The 18,427-nt window shown below is 62.0% G+C and carries 17 protein-coding genes; 14 read left to right on the top strand and 3 right to left on the bottom strand.

The features are described from left to right. The first annotated feature begins 198 nt into the window (after nt 1–198). The 5 genes from JWZ97_RS13625 (at nt 199) to ppnN (ending at nt 6,624) form a co-directional block, all read left to right on the top strand. Entirely contained in the window at nt 199–1,767 is a 1,569-nt protein-coding gene (locus tag JWZ97_RS13625; RefSeq protein ID WP_240342350.1) for a glucan biosynthesis protein, read from the top strand. Further along, nucleotides 1,764–2,240, top strand: coding sequence for a hypothetical protein (locus tag JWZ97_RS13620; protein ID WP_205430194.1), 477 nt, complete (start codon nt 1,764–1,766; stop codon nt 2,238–2,240). The genes JWZ97_RS13625 and JWZ97_RS13620 overlap by 4 nt, the downstream gene beginning before the upstream one ends. 15 nt (nt 2,241–2,255) lie before the next feature. Further along, nucleotides 2,256–4,319, top strand: a complete 2,064-nt coding sequence (gene mdoH, locus JWZ97_RS13615) for a glucans biosynthesis glucosyltransferase MdoH (protein WP_205430191.1) — start codon at nt 2,256–2,258, stop codon at nt 4,317–4,319. A 155-nt stretch (nt 4,320–4,474) separates the two neighbouring features. Further along, nucleotides 4,475–5,035: a uracil-DNA glycosylase family protein gene (locus JWZ97_RS13610; RefSeq protein WP_205434668.1), complete on the top strand. Its 561-nt coding sequence runs from the start codon at nt 4,475–4,477 to the stop codon at nt 5,033–5,035. Between the two features lie 218 nt (nt 5,036–5,253). Then, nucleotides 5,254–6,624 carry a nucleotide 5'-monophosphate nucleosidase PpnN gene (ppnN, locus tag JWZ97_RS13605; RefSeq protein ID WP_205430189.1) on the top strand — a complete coding sequence of 457 codons (1,371 nt, stop codon included), beginning with the start codon at nt 5,254–5,256 and terminating at the stop codon, nt 6,622–6,624. A 61-nt stretch (nt 6,625–6,685) separates the two neighbouring features. On the opposite strand, the gene JWZ97_RS13600 is transcribed toward ppnN, so the two are convergent. Then, nucleotides 6,686–7,132, bottom strand: coding sequence for a molybdenum cofactor biosynthesis protein MoaE (locus JWZ97_RS13600; RefSeq protein WP_205430187.1), 447 nt, complete (start codon nt 7,130–7,132; stop codon nt 6,686–6,688). 1 nt (nt 7,133) lies between these two features. Beyond that, nucleotides 7,134–7,367 carry a MoaD/ThiS family protein gene (locus tag JWZ97_RS13595; protein WP_205430185.1) on the bottom strand — a complete coding sequence of 78 codons (234 nt, stop codon included), beginning with the start codon at nt 7,365–7,367 and terminating at the stop codon, nt 7,134–7,136. Between the two features lie 126 nt (nt 7,368–7,493). Between JWZ97_RS13595 and JWZ97_RS13590 the strand changes: the two genes are divergently transcribed. The 7 genes from JWZ97_RS13590 to JWZ97_RS13560 all read left to right on the top strand — a co-directional run bounded on the left by JWZ97_RS13590 (nt 7,494) and on the right by JWZ97_RS13560 (nt 15,849). Further along, complete coding sequence (locus JWZ97_RS13590; protein ID WP_205430184.1) at nt 7,494–8,129, top strand: hypothetical protein; 636 nt, start codon at nt 7,494–7,496, stop codon at nt 8,127–8,129. Between the two features lie 6 nt (nt 8,130–8,135). Beyond that, complete coding sequence (locus JWZ97_RS13585) at nt 8,136–8,429, top strand: YceK/YidQ family lipoprotein (RefSeq protein WP_205430182.1); 294 nt, start codon at nt 8,136–8,138, stop codon at nt 8,427–8,429. A 10-nt stretch (nt 8,430–8,439) separates the two neighbouring features. Then, nucleotides 8,440–9,000 carry a 1,6-anhydro-N-acetylmuramyl-L-alanine amidase AmpD gene (gene ampD / locus JWZ97_RS13580; RefSeq protein ID WP_205430180.1) on the top strand — a complete coding sequence of 187 codons (561 nt, stop codon included), beginning with the start codon at nt 8,440–8,442 and terminating at the stop codon, nt 8,998–9,000. Nucleotides 9,001–9,203: 203 nt separating this feature from the next. Next, nucleotides 9,204–11,486, top strand: coding sequence for a TonB-dependent receptor (locus JWZ97_RS13575; protein WP_205430178.1), 2,283 nt, complete (start codon nt 9,204–9,206; stop codon nt 11,484–11,486). A 134-nt stretch (nt 11,487–11,620) separates the two neighbouring features. Beyond that, nucleotides 11,621–13,729: a methionine--tRNA ligase gene (gene metG, locus JWZ97_RS13570; protein ID WP_205430176.1), complete on the top strand. Its 2,109-nt coding sequence runs from the start codon at nt 11,621–11,623 to the stop codon at nt 13,727–13,729. A 115-nt stretch (nt 13,730–13,844) separates the two neighbouring features. Then, nucleotides 13,845–15,329, top strand: a complete 1,485-nt coding sequence (locus tag JWZ97_RS13565; RefSeq protein WP_205430168.1) for a Ni/Fe hydrogenase subunit alpha — start codon at nt 13,845–13,847, stop codon at nt 15,327–15,329. A 22-nt stretch (nt 15,330–15,351) separates the two neighbouring features. Beyond that, the gene (locus JWZ97_RS13560; protein ID WP_371822507.1) at nt 15,352–15,849 is read left to right on the top strand and encodes a hydrogenase maturation protease; all 498 of its coding nucleotides are present in this window, start codon (nt 15,352–15,354) and stop codon (nt 15,847–15,849) included. Nucleotides 15,850–15,862: 13 nt separating this feature from the next. On the opposite strand, the gene ppa is transcribed toward JWZ97_RS13560, so the two are convergent. Further along, entirely contained in the window at nt 15,863–16,411 is a 549-nt protein-coding gene (ppa, locus tag JWZ97_RS13555) for an inorganic diphosphatase (RefSeq protein WP_205430166.1), read from the bottom strand. Between the two features lie 130 nt (nt 16,412–16,541). Here ppa and JWZ97_RS13550 point away from each other — a divergent pair, with 130 nt between their 5' ends. Next, nucleotides 16,542–17,249: a TVP38/TMEM64 family protein gene (locus JWZ97_RS13550; protein ID WP_205430159.1), complete on the top strand. Its 708-nt coding sequence runs from the start codon at nt 16,542–16,544 to the stop codon at nt 17,247–17,249. A 78-nt stretch (nt 17,250–17,327) separates the two neighbouring features. Next, nucleotides 17,328–18,422, top strand: coding sequence for a glycosyltransferase (locus JWZ97_RS13545; RefSeq protein ID WP_205430157.1), 1,095 nt, complete (start codon nt 17,328–17,330; stop codon nt 18,420–18,422). Nucleotides 18,423–18,427 lie beyond the last annotated feature (5 nt).

Here is an 18,427-nt window from a genome sequence, read left to right as displayed (position 1 = left end):
ACTGCAATCGCCGGAGGCACGGTATACTATTTTCCATAACAAGGTTTTTTGGAAGGGCGCTGAGGCCCGGTGTGCGGACTGCTCCCCATAGGCACCCGACAGGTGATATTCGCATTCCCGAACGATATCAGGCACGCTTTCCGAGCGTGCGCATTAATCCATCACCCAATGTCACTTTTCCTTCAGGATAGATTCCCCGTGCGCATACCCAAACGGATTCTCGCTTTACTGATTCCGCTCCTGTTCTCACCGGCGGTCCTGGCGGCCGATAATGGCAAGCCGGTCCAGGCGGCCACCCCCGCCGCTCCCCCCGTGCAAAAGCCCTTCGAGTTCGGGGACGTCGAACAAAAAGCGCGTGAGTTGGCCGGCAAGCCCTATGTTCGCGATGATGCCGGCATGCCGGAATTCCTGAGCAAGCTCGATTACGACCAGTACCGCGACATCCGTTACAAGGCGGACAAGGCGCTGTGGAAGGATGAAGGCCTGCCGTTCAACATCCAGTTGTTCCATCGCGGCTTCATGTTCCGCGACCGCGTGAATATCAACGTGATCGACCAGGGCGTCGCCAACCGCCTGGCCTATAACTCCGAACTGTTCGACTTCGGCAAGAACCAGTTGCCTTCCGCTCCGCCGGCCGATCTCGGCTTTGCCGGCCTGCGTTTCCATCATCCCCTCCGTCATGACGACGTCTACGACGAAATCGCCGTGTTCCTGGGGGCCAGCTATTTCCGCGCGGTGGGTCTGGGACAGGCGTATGGCCTTTCGGCGCGCGGCCTGGCCATCGACACGGGGCTGCCCAAGGCCGAGGAATTCCCGATCTTTCGCGAGTTCTGGGTGGTCAAACCGGCCAAGGACGCGCGCGAGCTGACCGTCTACGCGCTGCTCGACAGCGCGAGCGTCACGGGCGCTTACAAGTTCGTGATACAGCCGGGCCTGGATTTGAAGGTCGACGTGACCAACCACGTTTTCTTCCGCAAGGCGGTCGAGCGTTTCGGCATCGCGCCCCTGACCAGCATGTATTTCCACGGTGAAAACACCGACCGTTACGTTGACGATTTCCGCCCCGAGGTACACGACTCCGATGGCCTGCTGCTCGGCCGCAGCAATGGCGAGTGGGTGTGGCGCCCGCTCAACAATCCCCGCATTCTGCGCATCAGCGTATTCCAGGACAACAAGCCGGTCGGTTTCGGTCTGGTGAAGCGGGACCGCAGTTTCGATCATTACCAGGATCTCGAAGCCCATTACCACCAACGTCCCAGCGCCTGGGTGGAAACCGTGGGCGACTGGGGCGCGGGGTCGACCTATCTCATCGAGATACCCAGCGACGCCGAAAAATATGACAACATCGTCAGCTTCTGGATCCCCAACAAACCGACGGGACCCGGCAAGGATTACAGCTTCCAGTATCGCCTGCACTTCACCCTGGACGAGCCCGCCAACCCGGCGCTGGGCAAGGTGGCCGCCACCCGCATAGGCGGCGGCGGAACCGACGCGCTAAAATCCGAGGTGCGCAAGTTCGTGGTCGACTTCAAGGGCAAGACCCTGAAGCACTACGGGGAAAAGGCCAAGGTGGACGCGGATATCAGCGCTTCGTCGGGCAAGATCGATAACGTCGTGGTGCAGAAAAATACGTCGACCGGCGGCTGGCGCCTCAGCTTCGAACTCACCCCGGAAAAAGACAAGGACCCGGTCGAACTGCGTGGCTTGCTCAAGTCCAACGGCGAGATCCTGACCGAGACCTGGGTTTACCAGTGGAGCGGAAAGTGAGCGAGGCAGCATCGGCCCCGTTGCTGCAAGAGTCGCTGCCGCACCGGGCGGAACTGGCGGGCGCCCGTGAGCGGCTGGGCACGTATTTCGCCCGACTGGGGCTGGACGATCCCGCACGCATCGACGTCCTGGTCGAAGAATGCCTGCGCCGGGCCAGCGGCAAGGTCGCGCCCGGCTCCATCGAGGAGCTGAAGCGCCGCGCGCTCGAAGAAGCGCAACGCTGTTTCGAATTGTCCGTCGCGAGGATATTGGGTGTGGCCGGCAACAAGGAACCGAGCCGGGTGGCCGCGGCGCGGGCGGCCTTGTTGCTCGGGGGCACGGGCGACCTGGATATGGACCAGCTCTTCCTGGGCGAAGAGACCGGCGAAACGGCCCTGCGCCTGCGTGCCGCCATGCCGCAGGCGGTGCCGCCGGAGGCGCATCTGTCCATGCACGAACAACCGATCTCATTCTTCTTTTCCGGTTCGAACTAGACACGACCATAGCCCATGCCACCGAGTGCACCCGCGTTACCTTCCGGTCGCCGCATTTTCCGCCGCACCCTGTTTTTCACCCTGGTCTTGCTGACGACTTTCGCCGCCATGGCGATGATCGCCAGCGCATTCTTCCAGAATGGCCTGACGCCCTCGGAAATCGTGTTGCTGGTGCTCTACACCCTGCTGATCCTGTGGGTGAGCACTTCCTTCTGGACCGCCGTCAGCGGATTCCTGGTGCTGCTGTTCGGCGGCGACAAATATTCGATCGGCCGTCTGCCCTCGCGTGCCGCGGATGCGGTGCCGGACAACTCTCCTCCGCGCACCGCCCTGGTCATGCCGATCTACAACGAGGATCCCACCCGGGTGTTCGCCGGCCTGCGCGCGATCTACCAGTCCTTGCTGGAAACCGCACGGGGCGGCGAGTTCGACCTGTTCATCCTGAGCGATACCCGCGACCCCGACACCTGGGTGCAGGAAGAGGTGAACTGGTATCGCATGTGTTGTGATTTCGACGCCCACGGCCGCATTTTCTACCGTAATCGTGAGAAGAACGTGAGCCGCAAGAGCGGCAATCTGGAAGACTTCTGTAAGCGCTGGGGTGGACGTTACCGTTACATGCTGGTGCTGGACGCCGACAGTCTGATGGGCGGTTCGGCCCTGACCAAGATGGTCGACCTGATGGAGGCCCATCCGCGCGTGGCCCTGATCCAGTCGCCGCCGCTGCCGGTCAACCACAAGTCCCTGTTCGCCCGCATCCTGCAGTTCGGCAGCAGCCTGTACAGCGACATCTTCACCGCCGGCAGTTCCTGGTGGCTGATGGGCGACAGCAACTACTGGGGTCACAACGCCATCATCCGCCTCAAGCCTTTCGTCCAGCATTGCGGCCTGCCCAAGCTGCCGGGACGGGAGCCCTTCGGCGGCGAGATACTCAGCCACGACTTCGTCGAGGCCGCGCTGCTGCGCAAGGCAGGCTGGGAAGTCTGGCTGGGTTATGAAATCCGCGAAAGTTATGAGGAGGTGCCGCCCACCCTGATCGATTACGCCAAGCGCGATCGGCGCTGGTGCCAGGGCAATCTGCAGCACATGAAGCTGATCGGCGCGCGCGGGTTTTCCGCCCTGAGCCGCTTGCACATGGTCATGGGCATCATGTCCTACGTGTCGTCGCCGCTGTGGCTGCTGTTCCTGGTGTTCACTGGCTTCGAGGCCTACGTGCAGAGCCGCACGGTGCCGGTGTACTTCTTCGGCGACAATTTTTATCCGGTGTGGCCGGAATCCTACGCCGTGGAAATGACCACCGTGCTGCTGACCACCCTGGCCATGTTGTTCGCTCCCAAGATCCTCAGCCTTTTCCTGTTATTTCTCAAACCCCGGCGCGTCAAGGCCTTCGGCGGCTATATCCGGGCGAGTCTGAGCGTCTTCCTGGAAACCGTGTTTTCCATGCTGACCGCACCGGTGCTGATGCTGTACCAGAGCAAGTTCGTGCTGGCCATCCTCTTGCGCAAGAGCGTGGGCTGGCCGCCGCAGAATCGCGGCGACCACCGCTTGAGCCTGCGCGAAGCCACGGCGGCCCACGGCGGGCAAACACTGGTCGGCCTGGTCGCGGGCTGGGTCAGCTACACCTATATTCCCAGCTTCTTCTGGTGGTTCACTCCCGTCCTGGCCGGTCTGGTTCTGGCCATACCGGTGTCCATCGTCTCCAGCAGCACCCACCTGGGCAAAGCCATGCGTCGCCTGGGTTTTTTCCTCACGCCGGAAGAGACGAACGCGCCCCGTGTCATCCAGTTGCTGCACGAGAATCTGGCCCGTGCGGAAGAGGAAAGCGAACGCAACCCCGCCGGGGAACAGGCCAGCATCATGAATCCCGGCGTGTGTGCCCTGCATCTGGCCTTGTTGCCGCAAAGACCGGTCAGGAAGCGGCAGCGCCACGAACTCAAGGCCTTGCTCTACCGGCTGATCGAAGACGGGCCGGAGCACCTGAGTCCGCATGAAAAGCGCACGCTGATTTCCGATCCCGAAACGCTGATGCGCTTGCATACTTTGGCTTGGGGCAAGCAGGAAGCCGGTGTCTCGCACTGAAGCACCCGTTCGATGACGGGGGGCGGTTTCCACAGGGAGGCTGCGCGGGTGAGCCGATACCGTCACTGTCACGACCGGCACCGATGAGCGCCCCGACCGCTGAACTGCTGTTGGAACACCAGCGCCGCCTAGCGGCCTGCACTCTTTGTCCCGACATGATAGGGCCTGTCGTTCTGGGCCAGCCGGCCGTCTCGCCCGTGCTGCTCATCGGCCAGGCGCCGGGCGACAAGGAGGGCGCCCTCGGACGTCCCTTCGCCTGGACCGCCGGCAAGACGCTGTTCAAGTGGTTCGCTCGCATCGGCCTGGACGAGGCGACTTTTCGCCGCACGGTATACATGGCCGCGGTCTGTCGCTGTTTCCCCGGCAAGCATCCCAAAGGCGGCGACCGGGTGCCGAATCCGGTCGAAATTCAACGCTGCGCTCCCTGGCTGGAGCGCGAGATGGAGTTGCTGCGCCCCCGTCTGCTCATTCCTGTGGGCAAACTGGCGATAGGGCGACTGCTGGAGGTCGACAAACTGATCGACGTCATCGGCCGCCAACACCGCGTGGACCTGGCCGGCCGGCCAGTCGACGTGATTCCTCTGCCACATCCTTCTGGCGCCTCGCCCTGGCATCGGGTGCCGCCCGGCGTGGATCTGCTGGCGGAAGCCTTGCGTCTGATCGAAAGCCATCCGGCCTGGGCCGAATTGTGCACAGTCGAAACGAAACCGGGGTGATGCGCGGAATGCAAGGCCTGGAAGGCGCTCGTCACAAAACAATAACTTATAAGTCATTGTTTTTTCGTTGATTCATCGAATTGACCAATTTTGCGACAATCCGAAACGGCCCCTGAAAGCATAGGGGCTCGCGGCTTTCGCCCAGCATTAATGCACAAAGTTATCCACAGGAACTGTGCATATCTCCCCGACTTCCCAACCCCGGGTCCACACGATAGATGCAAACCGTCAACCTACAGATACACCCCGAAGGCCGCCTGGAAATCCTGTCGAAAAAAGAGGTCTCCCAGTTGCTGGATACCAGCGCCAGCGGTCTCCACGAGCTATTTCGCCGCTGTTCCCTGGCCGTGTTGAATTGTGGCAGCCATGTCGACGACAGCCGGGTGGTGCTGGACAAATACCGCACCTTCGACGTGCGGGTGATCCAGCAGGCGCGCGGCATCAAGCTGGACCTGCTGAACGCGCCGTCGGGCGCTTTCGTCGACGGCGAGATGATACGCGGCATACGCGAGCACCTGTTCTCGGTGCTGCGCGACATCGTCTACACGAACTCGGAGATCGTCACCAACCCCGCATTCGATCTGGGCCGCACCGAGGACATCAGCAACGCGGTTTTTCACATCCTGCGCAACGCGGGGTCGCTGATTCCCCAGGTCAACCCCAATCTGGTGGTGTGCTGGGGCGGTCATTCCATCAGCCGCGACGAATACGAATACACCAAGGAGGTCGGCCACGAACTGGGCCTGCGGGGCATCGAGGTGTGCACCGGATGCGGGCCCGGCGCCATGAAGGGACCGATGAAAGGGGCGACCATAGGCCATGCCAAGCAGCGCATCGCCGGAGCGCGCTATGTGGGACTCACCGAGCCCGGCATCATCGCCGCGGAACCGCCCAATCCCATCGTCAACGAACTGGTCATCCTGCCGGACATCGAAAAACGCCTGGAAGCCTTCGTGCGCCTGGGGCATGGCATTGTCGTGTTTCCGGGCGGCGCCGGCACGGCCGAGGAAATTTTCTACCTGTTGGGTATCTTGCTGCACCCCGACAACACCTATCTGCCCTTCCCGCTGGTCTTGACCGGGCCGGCCGGCAGCGCCGCCTATTTCCGTCAGATCGACGCCTTTCTGGCGGCCACCGTCGGCCCCGAGGTTCGCCGCTATTACCGCATCATCGTGGGCGACCCGGCGGAGGTGGCCCGCGAGATGAAACAAGGCGTGGAGGCGGTTCGGCAGTTCCGCCGCCACCATCACGACGCTTATTACTTCAATTGGCTATTGAAGATCGAACACGCCTTCCAGACGCCTTTCGAACCCAGTCACGAAAACATGGGGGAACTGGAACTGCACCGCGACCAGCCGCCCCATCTGCTGGCGGCCCATCTGCGGCGGGCGTTTTCGGGCATCGTGGCGGGCAATGTGAAGGCCGAGGGCATACGCGCCATCGAGGAAAGGGGACCGTTCGAACTCAAGGGCGATCCGGCCATCCTGAAGCCGCTCGACGAACTGCTGTCGGCCTTCGTGGCTCAAGGCCGCATGAAGCTGCCCGGCAGCCATTACGAGCCGTGCTACCGGCTGAATACGGGAAACTAGGCGGGGCAAAAGCCGGAGGCGCGCCTATCAATGTCCGCAGGCCTGCGTGCGGATTTAAGCGTCAATAGCCGTCGGTATTGTGTTGCACCCAGCGCTGTTCCCCTTCCGGCAGGGTTTCTTTTTTCCAGAAGGGCGCGCTGTTTTTCAACTCTTCCATGATCCAGCGACAGGCGTCGAAGGCCGCGCCGCGATGGGCCGACCAGATCGCCACCAGCACGATGGCCTCGTGCGGCCTTATCTGGCCGATGCGGTGGATCACCAGGGCTTCCAGGAAGGGCCAATGCTCCCGTGCCTGGTCCACGATGTCGGCGAGCCGGCGTTCGGTCATGCCGGGGTAATGCTCCAGGAACATGCCGCTCACCGCTTCGCCTTCGTTGAAATCCCGCAGGCTGCCCACGAAGCTGGCGGTCGCGCCGTAGCGGCCGGCCAGTTCCGGCAAAGCGGCCTGAAAGGCCTCCAACTCGCGGTAGGGCAGGAACGGGGCGTCGCGCAGCTCGATGGAGGCCATCTCAGCCACCCGTGACAGGCGGGAAGAAGGCCACCTCGTCGCCGTCACGCACGGCGGTACCTGCCTCGCTGTATTCCATGTTCACCGCGCAGAGCAGATGATCCGGGAGCGGCTTGCCGCCGCTCACGCAGCGCCAGACGTCGCTCACCGTGGCGATACCCTCCGCGGACAAGCTTTCCTCGTTGCGGCCCAAGGTTTCCCGCAGGCTGGCGAAATACCTCACTCTGATCGACATCGTTACACCCGGACATAGGAATGGGGCGGAGTCTACCGCAATCGTTCCGAACTGGCATCGCTCTGCTCGCCGGGCGTTCCCTCTGGCCGTAAAATAGCGCATCCCTTCCCAGACGAGAGACGCAAGATGGCCCTCAGTTCCAAGGCGTTGCAAAAGAAACGCGCGAAAAAAGCCGCCAAGCGCAAAGAAGTCCGCAAGGTCGGCGCTGGCCAGGCCGGCTTAGGGCTGGCTACCGAATGGTTGACGGCGTCCAAGGCGCCGGTCGCCGACGTATTGGTGCCCACCCGCTTGTTCGAAACGGGGCTGGGCTCCATCTGGATCAGTCGCCGGCTGCCCAACGGCTCTTATGCCATCAGCCTGTTCCTGCTGGACACCTGGTGCCTGGGCGTGAAGAACGCCATGGCCGGCATCGACAGCGAGGAGGATTACCGGGCCCGGCTGGAGGAATTCAAAACCAGTTCCGACGAAGAATTCGTCGAACTGGACGCCGCCTATGTCCGCAAGCTGGTCGAGGCGGCCGAGGCTTACGGGCGCAAGCTCGGATTTCAGCCGCATCCCGATTACAAGCTGGCGCGCATGTTGTTCGGCGACGTCGATGCGTCCGACTGTCCCGTCGAATTCTTTTTCGGCCGCGACGGACAGCCGTTTTATGCGGCGGGACCGGGCGATTCTCCGACCGTGCAGCGGCGCATCCTCAAGCAGTTGGAAAAGTCCAATCAGGATCCCTTGGGTCTTTTGGCCGGCCGTCTGGACGTGGATTGAGAGCGCATGCGCCTTCGTCGCGTGGCGTGGCTCGTGCCGGCCGCCGCCCTGGCCGGTTGCGGCACTTTTCTTTCCCACGACGGACCGCATGCCGACGCGCCCCGCATCTACAGCGGGGTGCGACTGGACTGGGCGGCACTGCAAGGCGACGACTACTACCTCCGGCGCTATGAGCTGCAGACGCCGAGCTGCCCGGCGGGCGACCTGCCCTTCAGCTTCGCATTCGACAGCCTGCTGCTGCCGCTGGCGGTATTCCGCACGGCTTATCAGATGATCGCCGTACCCGCGGGCGGCTGGTGAGACAAACGCCGTGAAGATCGAACAGGGCTGGCTGGATAGCGCCCGCCGATGTCCCTCACCTCATTGCGACGACCGTTCCGACCCGGCCGGCCTCGCGCTCATCGTCGTCCACTGCATCAGCCTGCCGCCGGGCGAGTTCGGCGGCGACTGGATAGACAGGTTGTTTCTGGGCACTCTGCCGGCCGACGCACATCCTTATTTCGCCGCCATCCATCAGTTGCGGGTCTCGGCTCATCTGCTGATCCGGCGCGACGGCGAAATCGTGCAATACGTGCCGTTCGACCGGCGCGCCTGGCATGCTGGTGTTTCGGTGTACCGGGGCCGCGAGTGCTGCAACGATTTTTCCATAGGCATCGAACTGGAAGGCGACGAACAGACCGCCTACGCGGACGTCCAGTATCGCCGCCTGGCCGAGGTCATCGCCGGTCTGCTCGCGCATTATCCGACGCTGTCGCGCGCCGACATCGCCGGCCACAGCGACATCGCTCCGGGCCGCAAGACCGATCCGGGCGATTCGTTCGACTGGGCCTGTCTGAATGGACTGCTGGACGCTCAGCCGATGCCGCGGTGAATCAGGAATATGCCGCATTCGGGAGTTTTTCCTAATGACTGGAAGGGGGGCTGTCCGGGAGAATTTGCGTCCTCTTATATCGTCAGCCCGGAATGGTATTCATGACTGCCCAGCCTCAACGCCGCCCCACCTCTCATGTCGTCGCCCGACGGAAAAATTCGCCATCGTGCAGAGTTTTTCGGCTAAGCGCCCTCTGCCAGGCCATGCTGCTCATCAGTGCCGGCGCCCAGGCGGCGGATGAAAACAAGGCGGAGGTCCAGAGCCTTGAGACGGTGGAAATCGTCGGCGAGACGCCTATCGGCGGTTCCGGCCTGCCGGCCGACAAGATTCCTTCGCCGGTGCAGACCGCGACGTCCGAGCAGCTCGACCGGACGGAGAGCGTGTCCCTGGCGGACTACATGCGCCGTTTCCTCGGCAGCGTGAACATCAACGACGCGCAGAACAATCCCTTTCAGCCCGACGTGCAGTTCCGCGGCTTCACCGCCTCGCCCCTGTTGGGACTGCCGCAAGGACTGTCGGTCTATTACAACGGCATACGCTTCAACGAACCTTTCGGCGACACGGTCAACTGGGATCTGGTGCCCGAAGGCGCCATCGACACGATGTCGCTGCACAGCGGTTCCAACCCGGTCTACGGCCTGAACAGCCTGGGTGGCGCGATTTCCGTACGCACCAAGACCGGTTTCACCGCACCGGGCCATACCATCGAAGTCAGCGGCGGTTCCTGGGGGCGGCACAGCCAGGAGCTTATCAGCGGCTGGAACAACGGCACCTTCGGCTATTTTCTGGACCTCAAGAGTTTCGAGGAAGACGGCTGGCGCGACTACTCGCCGACCGACGTGAAACAGGGCTTCGGCACGCTCAGCTACAAGGACGACCGCAGCACCGCGAATCTCACCCTGACTTCCAACAACAACTATCTCATCGGCAACGGCGCCGTGCCGGAGCAGCTGTTCAAACAGGATCCGGAAGCCATCTTCACCCATCCCGACCGTACCAATACCCGGCTTTTCCTCGCCTCCCTGGACGGTAGCACCTGGCTGACCGATCAGACCGAACTCTCCGGCACCGCCTATTTCCGCCAGAACCGCGTCAAGACTTTCAACGGCGACGATAGCGACTTCGATGACTGCGAGGCGGCGGGGGACGAGGGTTTTCTGTGTGACGACGGCGGCGCAGGTGGCCGGGCGGTCGATGTCAACGGCAAGGACGTGGCTGCCAGCGACGCGGTCGAAGGCGCGACCAACAACACCAGCCAGACCCATCAGCGCGGCTATGGCGGCAGCCTGCAGGCGGCGTTCAACCAGCCCGTCTTCGGCTTCGACAACCGCGCGGTGGTGGGCGGCAGCTACGACGAGGCGCGCGTGCACTTCGAGTCCGACACCGAGCTCGCCAGCCTGACCGACGACCGCGGCACGGTGGGCAGCGGCATCAAGGTGAACGAATCGCGGGTGCGGCTGAACGCCAAGGTCCGCCATCACGGCCTGTACCTCACCGACACCTTCTCGGTGACCGACCAACTCGCCATCACCGCGGCCGGCCGCTACAACCTGTCCTTCATCAATATGCAGGACCAGTACCCGGAAGAAGGCGAGCCCAGGCTGGACGGATTCCACAAGTTCGAGCGTTTCAATCCGTCGGCCGGCCTGACCTATAAGTTCATGCCGGAAGTGGGCCTGTACGGCAACTACAGCGAGTCCAACCGCGCGCCCACGCCCATGGAGCTGAGCTGTGCGGATCCGGACGCGCCCTGCAAGCTGCCCAATGCCTTCCTGTCCGACCCGCCGCTCGACCAGGTGGTCGCTAAGACCTGGGAAGCCGGATTCCGCGGCGACCTGGGCCGCTATATCGGCGGCAAGCTCAATTGGAGCGCGGGCGTGTTCCAGACCGAAAACCACGACGACATCATCTTCATCAGCTCCGGGGCCACCACCAACTCCGGATATTTTAAGAATATCGACAAGACCCGGCGGCGCGGCATCGAACTGGGGCTCAACGGCGAGGTGGGCATGGTGCGGGCGGGTGTGAACTACACCTTGCTGGACGCGACTTTCCGCACGCCCTTCACGGCCAACAGCCCGAACAATCCCCAGGCGGTGGATGGCGAAGTCCCCGTTGAAAAAGGCGACCGCATCCCCGGCATCCCGCGCCATATGTTGAAAATCCATGCCGACGTGGAACCGATCAAAGGTCTGGTGCTGGGCGCCAACATGGTGTTCAACAGCAACCAGTATCTACGCGGCGACGAAGGCAACCTGGATCGCCCGCTTTCGGAGTACGCGGTTTTCAATCTGCACGGCGAATACCGCTACAACGAGCATTTCGCCCTGTTTACCCGCATCGATAACCTGTTCGACAAGCGCTACCAGACTTTCGGCACTTACGGTCAGGTCGATGGTGTGCTGGGTCCCGATTTCACCGACACCCGCTTCATCGGCGTCGGCGCGCCGCGCGCCGGCTGGGTGGGCGTCAAACTCTCGCTCTAGAGGAGTCCTGCCATCAAAACGCGGTGCAATTTGGCGAGTCGCAGGGGTGTGGTGCCGTAAGCCGCGGTTTTCGGAGCGCAGTCCGGAGTGTGGGATAATCGCGGCTCGTCTCAATACGCTCCTTTCGCAAGCCCATGACTTCGCAACGTAAAATCCTCGTCACCAGCGCCCTGCCTTACGCCAACGGCCCCATCCACCTGGGCCATCTGGTCGAATACATCCAGACCGACATCTGGGTCCGCTTCCAGAAGATGCGCGGCCACGAATGCCATTACGTCTGCGCCGACGACACCCACGGCACGCCCATCATGCTGCGGGCGGAGAAAGAAGGCATCACGCCGGAGGAGTTGATCGCCCGTGTGCACGGCGAGCATTTCCGGGATTTCTCGGGTTTCCACATCGAGTTCGACAATTACTACTCGACGCATTCCGATGAGACGCGGGAGAAGGCGGAGCTTATCTATCAGCGCTTAAAGGACAAGGGCCTGATCGAGTCCCGCGCCATCGAGCAGTATTACGACCCGGTCAAGGAAATGTTCCTGCCGGACCGTTTCATCAAGGGCGAATGTCCCAAGTGCCACGCCAAGGACCAGTACGGCGATTCCTGCGAAGTCTGCGGCGCGACCTACTCGCCCACCGATCTCGTCAACCCCTACTCGGCGGTGTCCGGCGCGGCGCCGGTGCGCAAGGAGTCGGTGCACTATTTCTTCAAGCTGGGCGCGTGCGCCGATTTCCTCAAGGAATGGACCCGCTCCGGCACCCTGCAGGCCGAGGCGGCCAACAAGATGGACGAATGGTTGTCCGGCGGTTTGTCCGACTGGGACATCTCGCGCGACGCGCCCTATTTCGGTTTCGAGATACCCGACGCGCCAGGCAAGTATTTCTACGTCTGGCTGGACGCGCCGGTCGGCTACATGGGCAGCTTCAAGAACCTGTGCGAAAAGTCACTCCCTCTCCCTTTGGGAGAGGGTAGGGGTGAGGGCGCTCCCGATTTCGACGCTTACTGGAACAAGGACTCCGAAGCCGAACTGGTCCATTTCATCGGCAAGGACATCCTCTATTTCCACGCCCTGTTCTGGCCGGCGATGCTGGAGCACTCGGACTTCCGCACGCCAAGCAAAATCTACGCCCACGGTTTCCTCACCGTGAACGGCGAGAAGATGTCCAAATCGCGCGGCACCTTCATCACCGCCGAAAGCTATATCCAGCAAGGCCTGAATCCGGAAGCCCTGCGTTATTACTACGCCTGCAAACTCAACGGCACGATGGAAGACATCGACCTGAGCCTGGACGACTTCGTTGCCCGGGTGAACAGCGATCTGGTGGGGAAATACGTCAATATCGCGAGCCGTTGTGCGGGCTTTATTGCCAAATATTTCGATGGACAACTCGGAGAGTTTGATGCAGCGGGTACTGGTGAGGTTCAGCATTCATCAGCATTCGATGCTGATGAAATTGCTGGATACTACGAGAATAGGGATTATGCGAGGGCTGTTCGTAAAATAATGGAGTTGGCGGATAGGGCTAACGTATACGTTAACGAAAATAAGCCATGGGAGCTTGCTAAATTAGAAGGTACCCAAGAAAACAGAGCGCGGCTTCATACAGTCTGTACTACCGCCCTATCTCTTTTTCGTGACCTATCAATTTACCTGAAACCCATATTGCCAAAACTCACGACGCAGGTGGAGGGATTTCTTAACACTCCGCTGACTTGGAAGGATGTATATAAAAACCTGCAGGAGGGACATAGAATAAACACATATTCGCACCTCCTAACCCGCGTCGACCCCAAACAGGTCGAAGCCTTGCTCGAAGTCAACAAACAATCGCTGCAAGCCGCCGCACCCGCGCCGGAGCCGCATTCCCAACAGCGCCATGCTGAGCATCAGCAGCATGAAATCGAGGCGATCGCCGAAACCATCTCCATCGACGATTTCGCCAAGATCGATCTGCGCGTGGCCAGGATCGTCAATGCCGAGCATGTCGAAGGCGCGGACAAGCTGCTGAAGCTGACCCTGGATCTGGGCAACGAAACCCGCACGGTATTCGCCGGCATCAAGTCGGCCTATCAGCCGGAGCAATTGGTCGGGCGGCACACCGTAATGGTCGCCAACCTCGCGCCGCGCAAGATGAAGTTCGGGCTGTCCGAAGGCATGGTGCTGGCCGCCGGGCCGGGGGGCAAGGACATTTTCGTGCTCAATCCGGACGAAGGCGCCCAGCCGGGCATGCGGGTGAAATAAGCCCGATCGGTTTGTGGGGGCGGGCTTTCCTGCTCCCGCAGAGATCCCTCGCCGGCGCGTTTTTCTGGCTGGTGTATCATTCGGGGCATTCTCCATCGGCGTGAGGACTCCAGCCATGTACGAATATCTCGAAACTGCGGAAAACCCCGAAAATCTCAAGCGGGTAGTCATCGACCCCGTCACTCGGGTGGAAGGTCATGGCAAGGTAACCCTGCTGCTGGACGAGGATAATCACGTCAAGCAGGCCCGGCTGCATATCGTCGAATTCCGGGGCTTCGAGCGCTTCATCCAGGGGCGGCCCTACTGGGAGTTGCCGGTGCTGGTGCAGCGTTTGTGCGGCATCTGTCCGGTCAGCCATCATCTGGCCGCGGCCAAGGCGGTGGACCAGTTGGTGGGAGTCGACCAGCTCACGCCGACGGCCGAAAAACTGCGTCGGCTGATGCATTTCGGCCAGACCCTGCAATCCCATGCCCTGCATTTCTTCCACCTGTCCACGCCGGACCTGCTGTTCGGTTTCGAGGACGCCGCCGCGCATCGCAACATCATCAGCGTGTTGCAGGAATTCCCGGAGACCGCGCTCAAGGGCGTGAAGCTGCGCAAATACGGCCAGGAGGTCATCCGCGTCATCAGCGGCAAGCGCGTGCACGGCACCGCCGCCCTGCCCGGCGGCATGAACAAGGCGCTGACCCGGGAAGACCGCGACTATCTGTTGAAGGACATCGGCGATATCCTCGCCTGGTCGCAGGAAGTGGTCGAGCTCATCAAGAAGGTTTATCTCTCCAACGAGGAATACCACCGTCATTTCGGCGCCATACGCTCCAACTTCCTGAGTCTGACACGGCCGGACGGCGCTCTGGAGATCTACCACGGCGGGTTGCGGCTGAAGGACGAAGCCGGCAAGACGGTCTTCGATCACGTCGATTACCGCAACTACACCCAGTATCTGCGCGAGGAAGTGCGTTCCTGGTCCTACATGAAGTTCCCCTATGTCGTCGAACTGGGCCGCGAAAAGGGCTGGTACCGGGTCGGGCCGCTGGCGCGGGTGAACAACTGCGACTTCATATCCACCCCGCTGGCGGAGGCCGCCCGGCGGGAGTTCGTGGCACAGGGTGCGGGCGGGCCGGTGCACGAATCGCTGGCCTATCACTGGGCGCGCATGATAGAGCTGCTGCATTGCGCGGAGGCCATCAACGACCTGCTGAACGACCCCGACATCTTGGGTACCGATCTGGTGACGAAGGGCGAAAAACGGCTGGAAGGCATAGGCGTGATCGAAGCACCACGCGGCACGCTGTTCCATCATTACCAGATCGACGAGAACGATCAGGTCGTTAAGGCCAATCTCATCGTATCCACCACCAACAACAACCAGGCGATGAACGAGGCGGTGCGGGCGGTCGCGGCGCGCTATCTGGACGGCAGGGAACTGACCGAAGGCCTGTTGAACCACCTGGAAGTCGCCATCCGCGCCTACGATCCCTGTCTGTCCTGCGCGACTCATGCCCTGGGCAAAATGCCGTTGGAACTGGAGTTGCTGGATGCCGAAGGGAGACGTGTCGACCGGCTGGTGAAAGGCGGCGACGGTCGTATCGCGCATTGATCCCGGGGAGGGCTGTCTGCGTATGAGCATCCCCAAACTGCTGATTTTCGGCTACGGTAATCCGAGCCGGGGCGACGATGCGCTAGGGCCGCTTCTGCTGGAGCGGCTGGCCGAACAGCGATTTCCCGGCATCGAATATCTCACCGATTTCCAACTCCAGGTCGAGCATGCGCTGGATCTGGAGGGCCGCGACCTGGTCTTGTTCGTCGACGCCCATCTGTCCTGCCGGCCGCCCTTCGAATTCGCCCGCCTGGAACCGAAATGCGACGCCAGCTATACCACCCATGCCATGAGCCCCGGCGCGGTCTTGCAGGCTTATCGGGAGATCAAGGCAGAAGAGCCGCCGGCCAGTTTCTTGCTGAGTCTACGGGGCGAGCGTTTCGAGCTGGGTGAAGAATTGAGCCGCGCGGCGCGGGAGAATCTGGAGGAGGCTGGCGAGTTCGCCGGCAGGCTTTGCGCCGAACCGGCGTTGGAACGTTGGCGGAGCTTGTTAAACCGCCGGGTTACGGCCGACGCCTAACCCGGCTTAGCCTTTAGAAGTTGGGCTTTTTCTTGGCGTGATTGAAACGCTCGATGCTGTCGATAATTTCCTGCTTGGCTTCTTCGGCATCGTACCAGCCGTCGATCTTCACCCACTTGCCGGGTTCCAGATCCTTGTAGTGCTCGAAGAAGTGAGCGATCTGTGCAAGATGGAGTTCGGGGATGTCGCGGAATGAACCGACCTTGGCGTACAGCGGGGTCAGCTTGTCGGCGGGTACCGCCAGTATCTTTGCGTCGCCGCCGGATTCGTCGGTCATCTTCAGCAAGCCGATGGGGCGGGCGCGTACCACCGAGCCGCTCAACAAGCGTGCGGGCGAGATCACCAGCACGTCTACCGGGTCGCCGTCTTCGCTCAGGGTGTGGGGCACATAGCCGTAGTTGCAGGGGTATTGCATGGCGGTGCCCATGAAGCGGTCGACGAACAGCGCGCCGGTTTCCTTGTCCACCTCGTATTTGACCGGATCGCTGTACGCCGGAATCTCGATGATCACGTTGATGTCGTTCGGCACGTTCTTGCCGGAGCTGACGTTCATCAGAGCCATGTGAGCCCACTCCTATGTATTCTGTGTGCGTTGATAATGGGGGGATTATAGCAAGAGCCTCGTCGCCGCGGCTGGCCTTAATTCCGGTCATCCCATAAAATCAGGCTCCCGATAGTTTCCCTTTCGCCGCATGACCGACATAGAACTCTCCGCGATCGAAATACCCACGACGCGCCGCCGCATCGGCGGGCTGGTCAATGGCGGGGTGTTCTTGCTGGTGCTGGCCCTGGGTATGGCGGTTTATTTCACCCCGCTCAAGAGCTGGTTGGAGCAGGGGCAGGCGATCAAGGACGAATTGGCCGTCTTCGGCCTGGCCGCGCCCGCGATATTCGTCCTGGCGGCAGCCTCGCTGACCGCGATCGGCGTGCCCCGCCTGCTGGTCTGCTCGCTGGCCGGGATGGTCTTCGGCCTCGCATGGGGGCTGGTCTGGAGCCAGGCCGCCACCGTGCTGGGGTCTTACGCCACTTTTCTGTTCGTGCGCTGGCGCGGGCGCGACTATACCCTGGCGCACTTCCCCCGGCTGAAACGCGTGTCCGATACCCTGGAAGGGCGCGGTGTGCTGTCCGTTCTGTTGTTGCGGCAATTGCCGATGAACGGCTTCTACAATAATGTTTTTCTGGGACTGACGCCGGTCGCTCACCGGGATTTCCTGCTCGGCAGCCTGCTGGGCTTCCTGCCTTTGGGCGTCACTGCCTGCTTGATCGGGGCGGGTCTGATACAAGGCGAGGTGACGAAAGGCGTCCAATACCTCAGCCTGGCGTTCGTCTGCTCTCTGGTGCTGGGGTATGGCCTGAAATACTGGGCGGACCTTAGGCGGAACCAGGATTCCGCGCGGTGAGATTCCTGCCGCTCGCCGGCCGCCGGTTACTGACAGTGCGGAGCCGGTGGACTGCCGGAGGATGCCCCCGACAGGCCGATGAGTGATACGATTCCTTCCCTGCACATCCTGGGCAGCCGACAGTTCGGCGGTGCCGACCAGTTCTACGTCCGCTTGCTGCGAGCCCTGCACGCCCGAGGGCAAGCTGTCGCCGCAGTGAACCGGGCGGGTAGCCCGGTGGCGTGCGCCTTGGCCGACACCGGCATCGAGCAGATCCATGTTCCAATGGCCAACAAGTGGGACGCCTGGAGTCTCTGGCGTATCCGCCGCCTGGTGGACGAACGCCAGCCCTGCATCGTGCAAACCTATATGGGGCGGGCCACCCGCTTGACCCGCCTGCCGGCGCGCGCGCGCGCCGTGCATATCGCCCGGCTGGGCGGTTATTACAAGATCGACGGCTATTACCGCCACGCGCACGCCTGGATAGGCAATACGCGGGGCATCTGCGATTACCTGGTGCGTTCGGGCATGCCGGCGAACCGGGTGTTCCACATAGGTAATTTCGTGCCCGAACCGGCCGGCGCGAGCGCGGCGGAGCTGGCCGAAGCGCGGCGCCGCTGGGACGTTCCGGACGAGGCGCGGGTGGTGTTCGCCCTGGGGAGGCTGATCGAAAAAAAAGGCTTCGACGAATTGCTGCGCGCCTGGGCCGGAATTCCCGCCACGGTCGGGGGACGCCCGACGCTGCTGTTGATTGCAGGCGACGGGCCCCGCGCGGAAAGCTTGCGCAAACTGGCGGACGAATTGGCGATCTCGAACCGGGTGCGCTGGCTGGGCTGGCAGGATCCACCCGATGTTTATTACGCGCTGGCCGATGTGTTCGTGTGCCCTTCGCGCCACGAACCCCTGGGCAACGTCATCCTGGAAGCCTGGAATCACCGCTTGCCGGTGCTCAGCACACGCAACGAGGGTGCCTTGGAACTGATCGAAGAGGAACGCACGGGCGTGTTGCGCGACATCGGCGATGTCTCGGGTTTGGCCGACGGCCTCGGGGAGTTGCTCGGTGCCTCCGAGGCCGAGCGTCGTACCCTGGGCGAGGCGGGAAACGCTTTTCTGCAATCACATTTCGGCCAATCCGCCATCGTCGACGCTTATCTCGATCTGTATGCCAAGCTGATGGCCGAACTCGGCGTTTAGCGAAA

It is taken from the genome of Methylococcus sp. EFPC2 (genome assembly GCF_016925495.1).
Taxonomy (GTDB): domain Bacteria; phylum Pseudomonadota; class Gammaproteobacteria; order Methylococcales; family Methylococcaceae; genus EFPC2.
This window is presented reverse-complemented; position numbering and strand designations above follow the sequence as displayed.

What these genes read in the sequence shown, in the direction of transcription:
- mdoH (WP_205430191.1), top strand. Translation starts at nt 2,256, where the DNA reads ATGCCACCGAGTGCACCCGCGTTACCTTCCGGTCGCCGCATTTTCCGC.
- JWZ97_RS13610 (WP_205434668.1), top strand. Translation starts at nt 4,475, where the DNA reads ATGATAGGGCCTGTCGTTCTGGGCCAGCCGGCCGTCTCGCCCGTGCTG.
- ppnN (WP_205430189.1), top strand. Translation starts at nt 5,254, where the DNA reads ATGCAAACCGTCAACCTACAGATACACCCCGAAGGCCGCCTGGAAATC.
- JWZ97_RS13600 (WP_205430187.1), bottom strand. Translation starts at nt 7,132, where the DNA reads ATGGCCTCCATCGAGCTGCGCGACGCCCCGTTCCTGCCCTACCGCGAG.
- JWZ97_RS13595 (WP_205430185.1), bottom strand. Translation starts at nt 7,367, where the DNA reads ATGTCGATCAGAGTGAGGTATTTCGCCAGCCTGCGGGAAACCTTGGGC.
- JWZ97_RS13590 (WP_205430184.1), top strand. Translation starts at nt 7,494, where the DNA reads ATGGCCCTCAGTTCCAAGGCGTTGCAAAAGAAACGCGCGAAAAAAGCC.
- JWZ97_RS13585 (WP_205430182.1), top strand. Translation starts at nt 8,136, where the DNA reads ATGCGCCTTCGTCGCGTGGCGTGGCTCGTGCCGGCCGCCGCCCTGGCC.
- JWZ97_RS13575 (WP_205430178.1), top strand. Translation starts at nt 9,204, where the DNA reads ATGCTGCTCATCAGTGCCGGCGCCCAGGCGGCGGATGAAAACAAGGCG.
- metG (WP_205430176.1), top strand. Translation starts at nt 11,621, where the DNA reads ATGACTTCGCAACGTAAAATCCTCGTCACCAGCGCCCTGCCTTACGCC.
- JWZ97_RS13565 (WP_205430168.1), top strand. Translation starts at nt 13,845, where the DNA reads ATGTACGAATATCTCGAAACTGCGGAAAACCCCGAAAATCTCAAGCGG.
- JWZ97_RS13560 (WP_371822507.1), top strand. Translation starts at nt 15,352, where the DNA reads ATGAGCATCCCCAAACTGCTGATTTTCGGCTACGGTAATCCGAGCCGG.
- ppa (WP_205430166.1), bottom strand. Translation starts at nt 16,411, where the DNA reads ATGGCTCTGATGAACGTCAGCTCCGGCAAGAACGTGCCGAACGACATC.
- JWZ97_RS13550 (WP_205430159.1), top strand. Translation starts at nt 16,542, where the DNA reads ATGACCGACATAGAACTCTCCGCGATCGAAATACCCACGACGCGCCGC.
- JWZ97_RS13545 (WP_205430157.1), top strand. Translation starts at nt 17,328, where the DNA reads ATGAGTGATACGATTCCTTCCCTGCACATCCTGGGCAGCCGACAGTTC.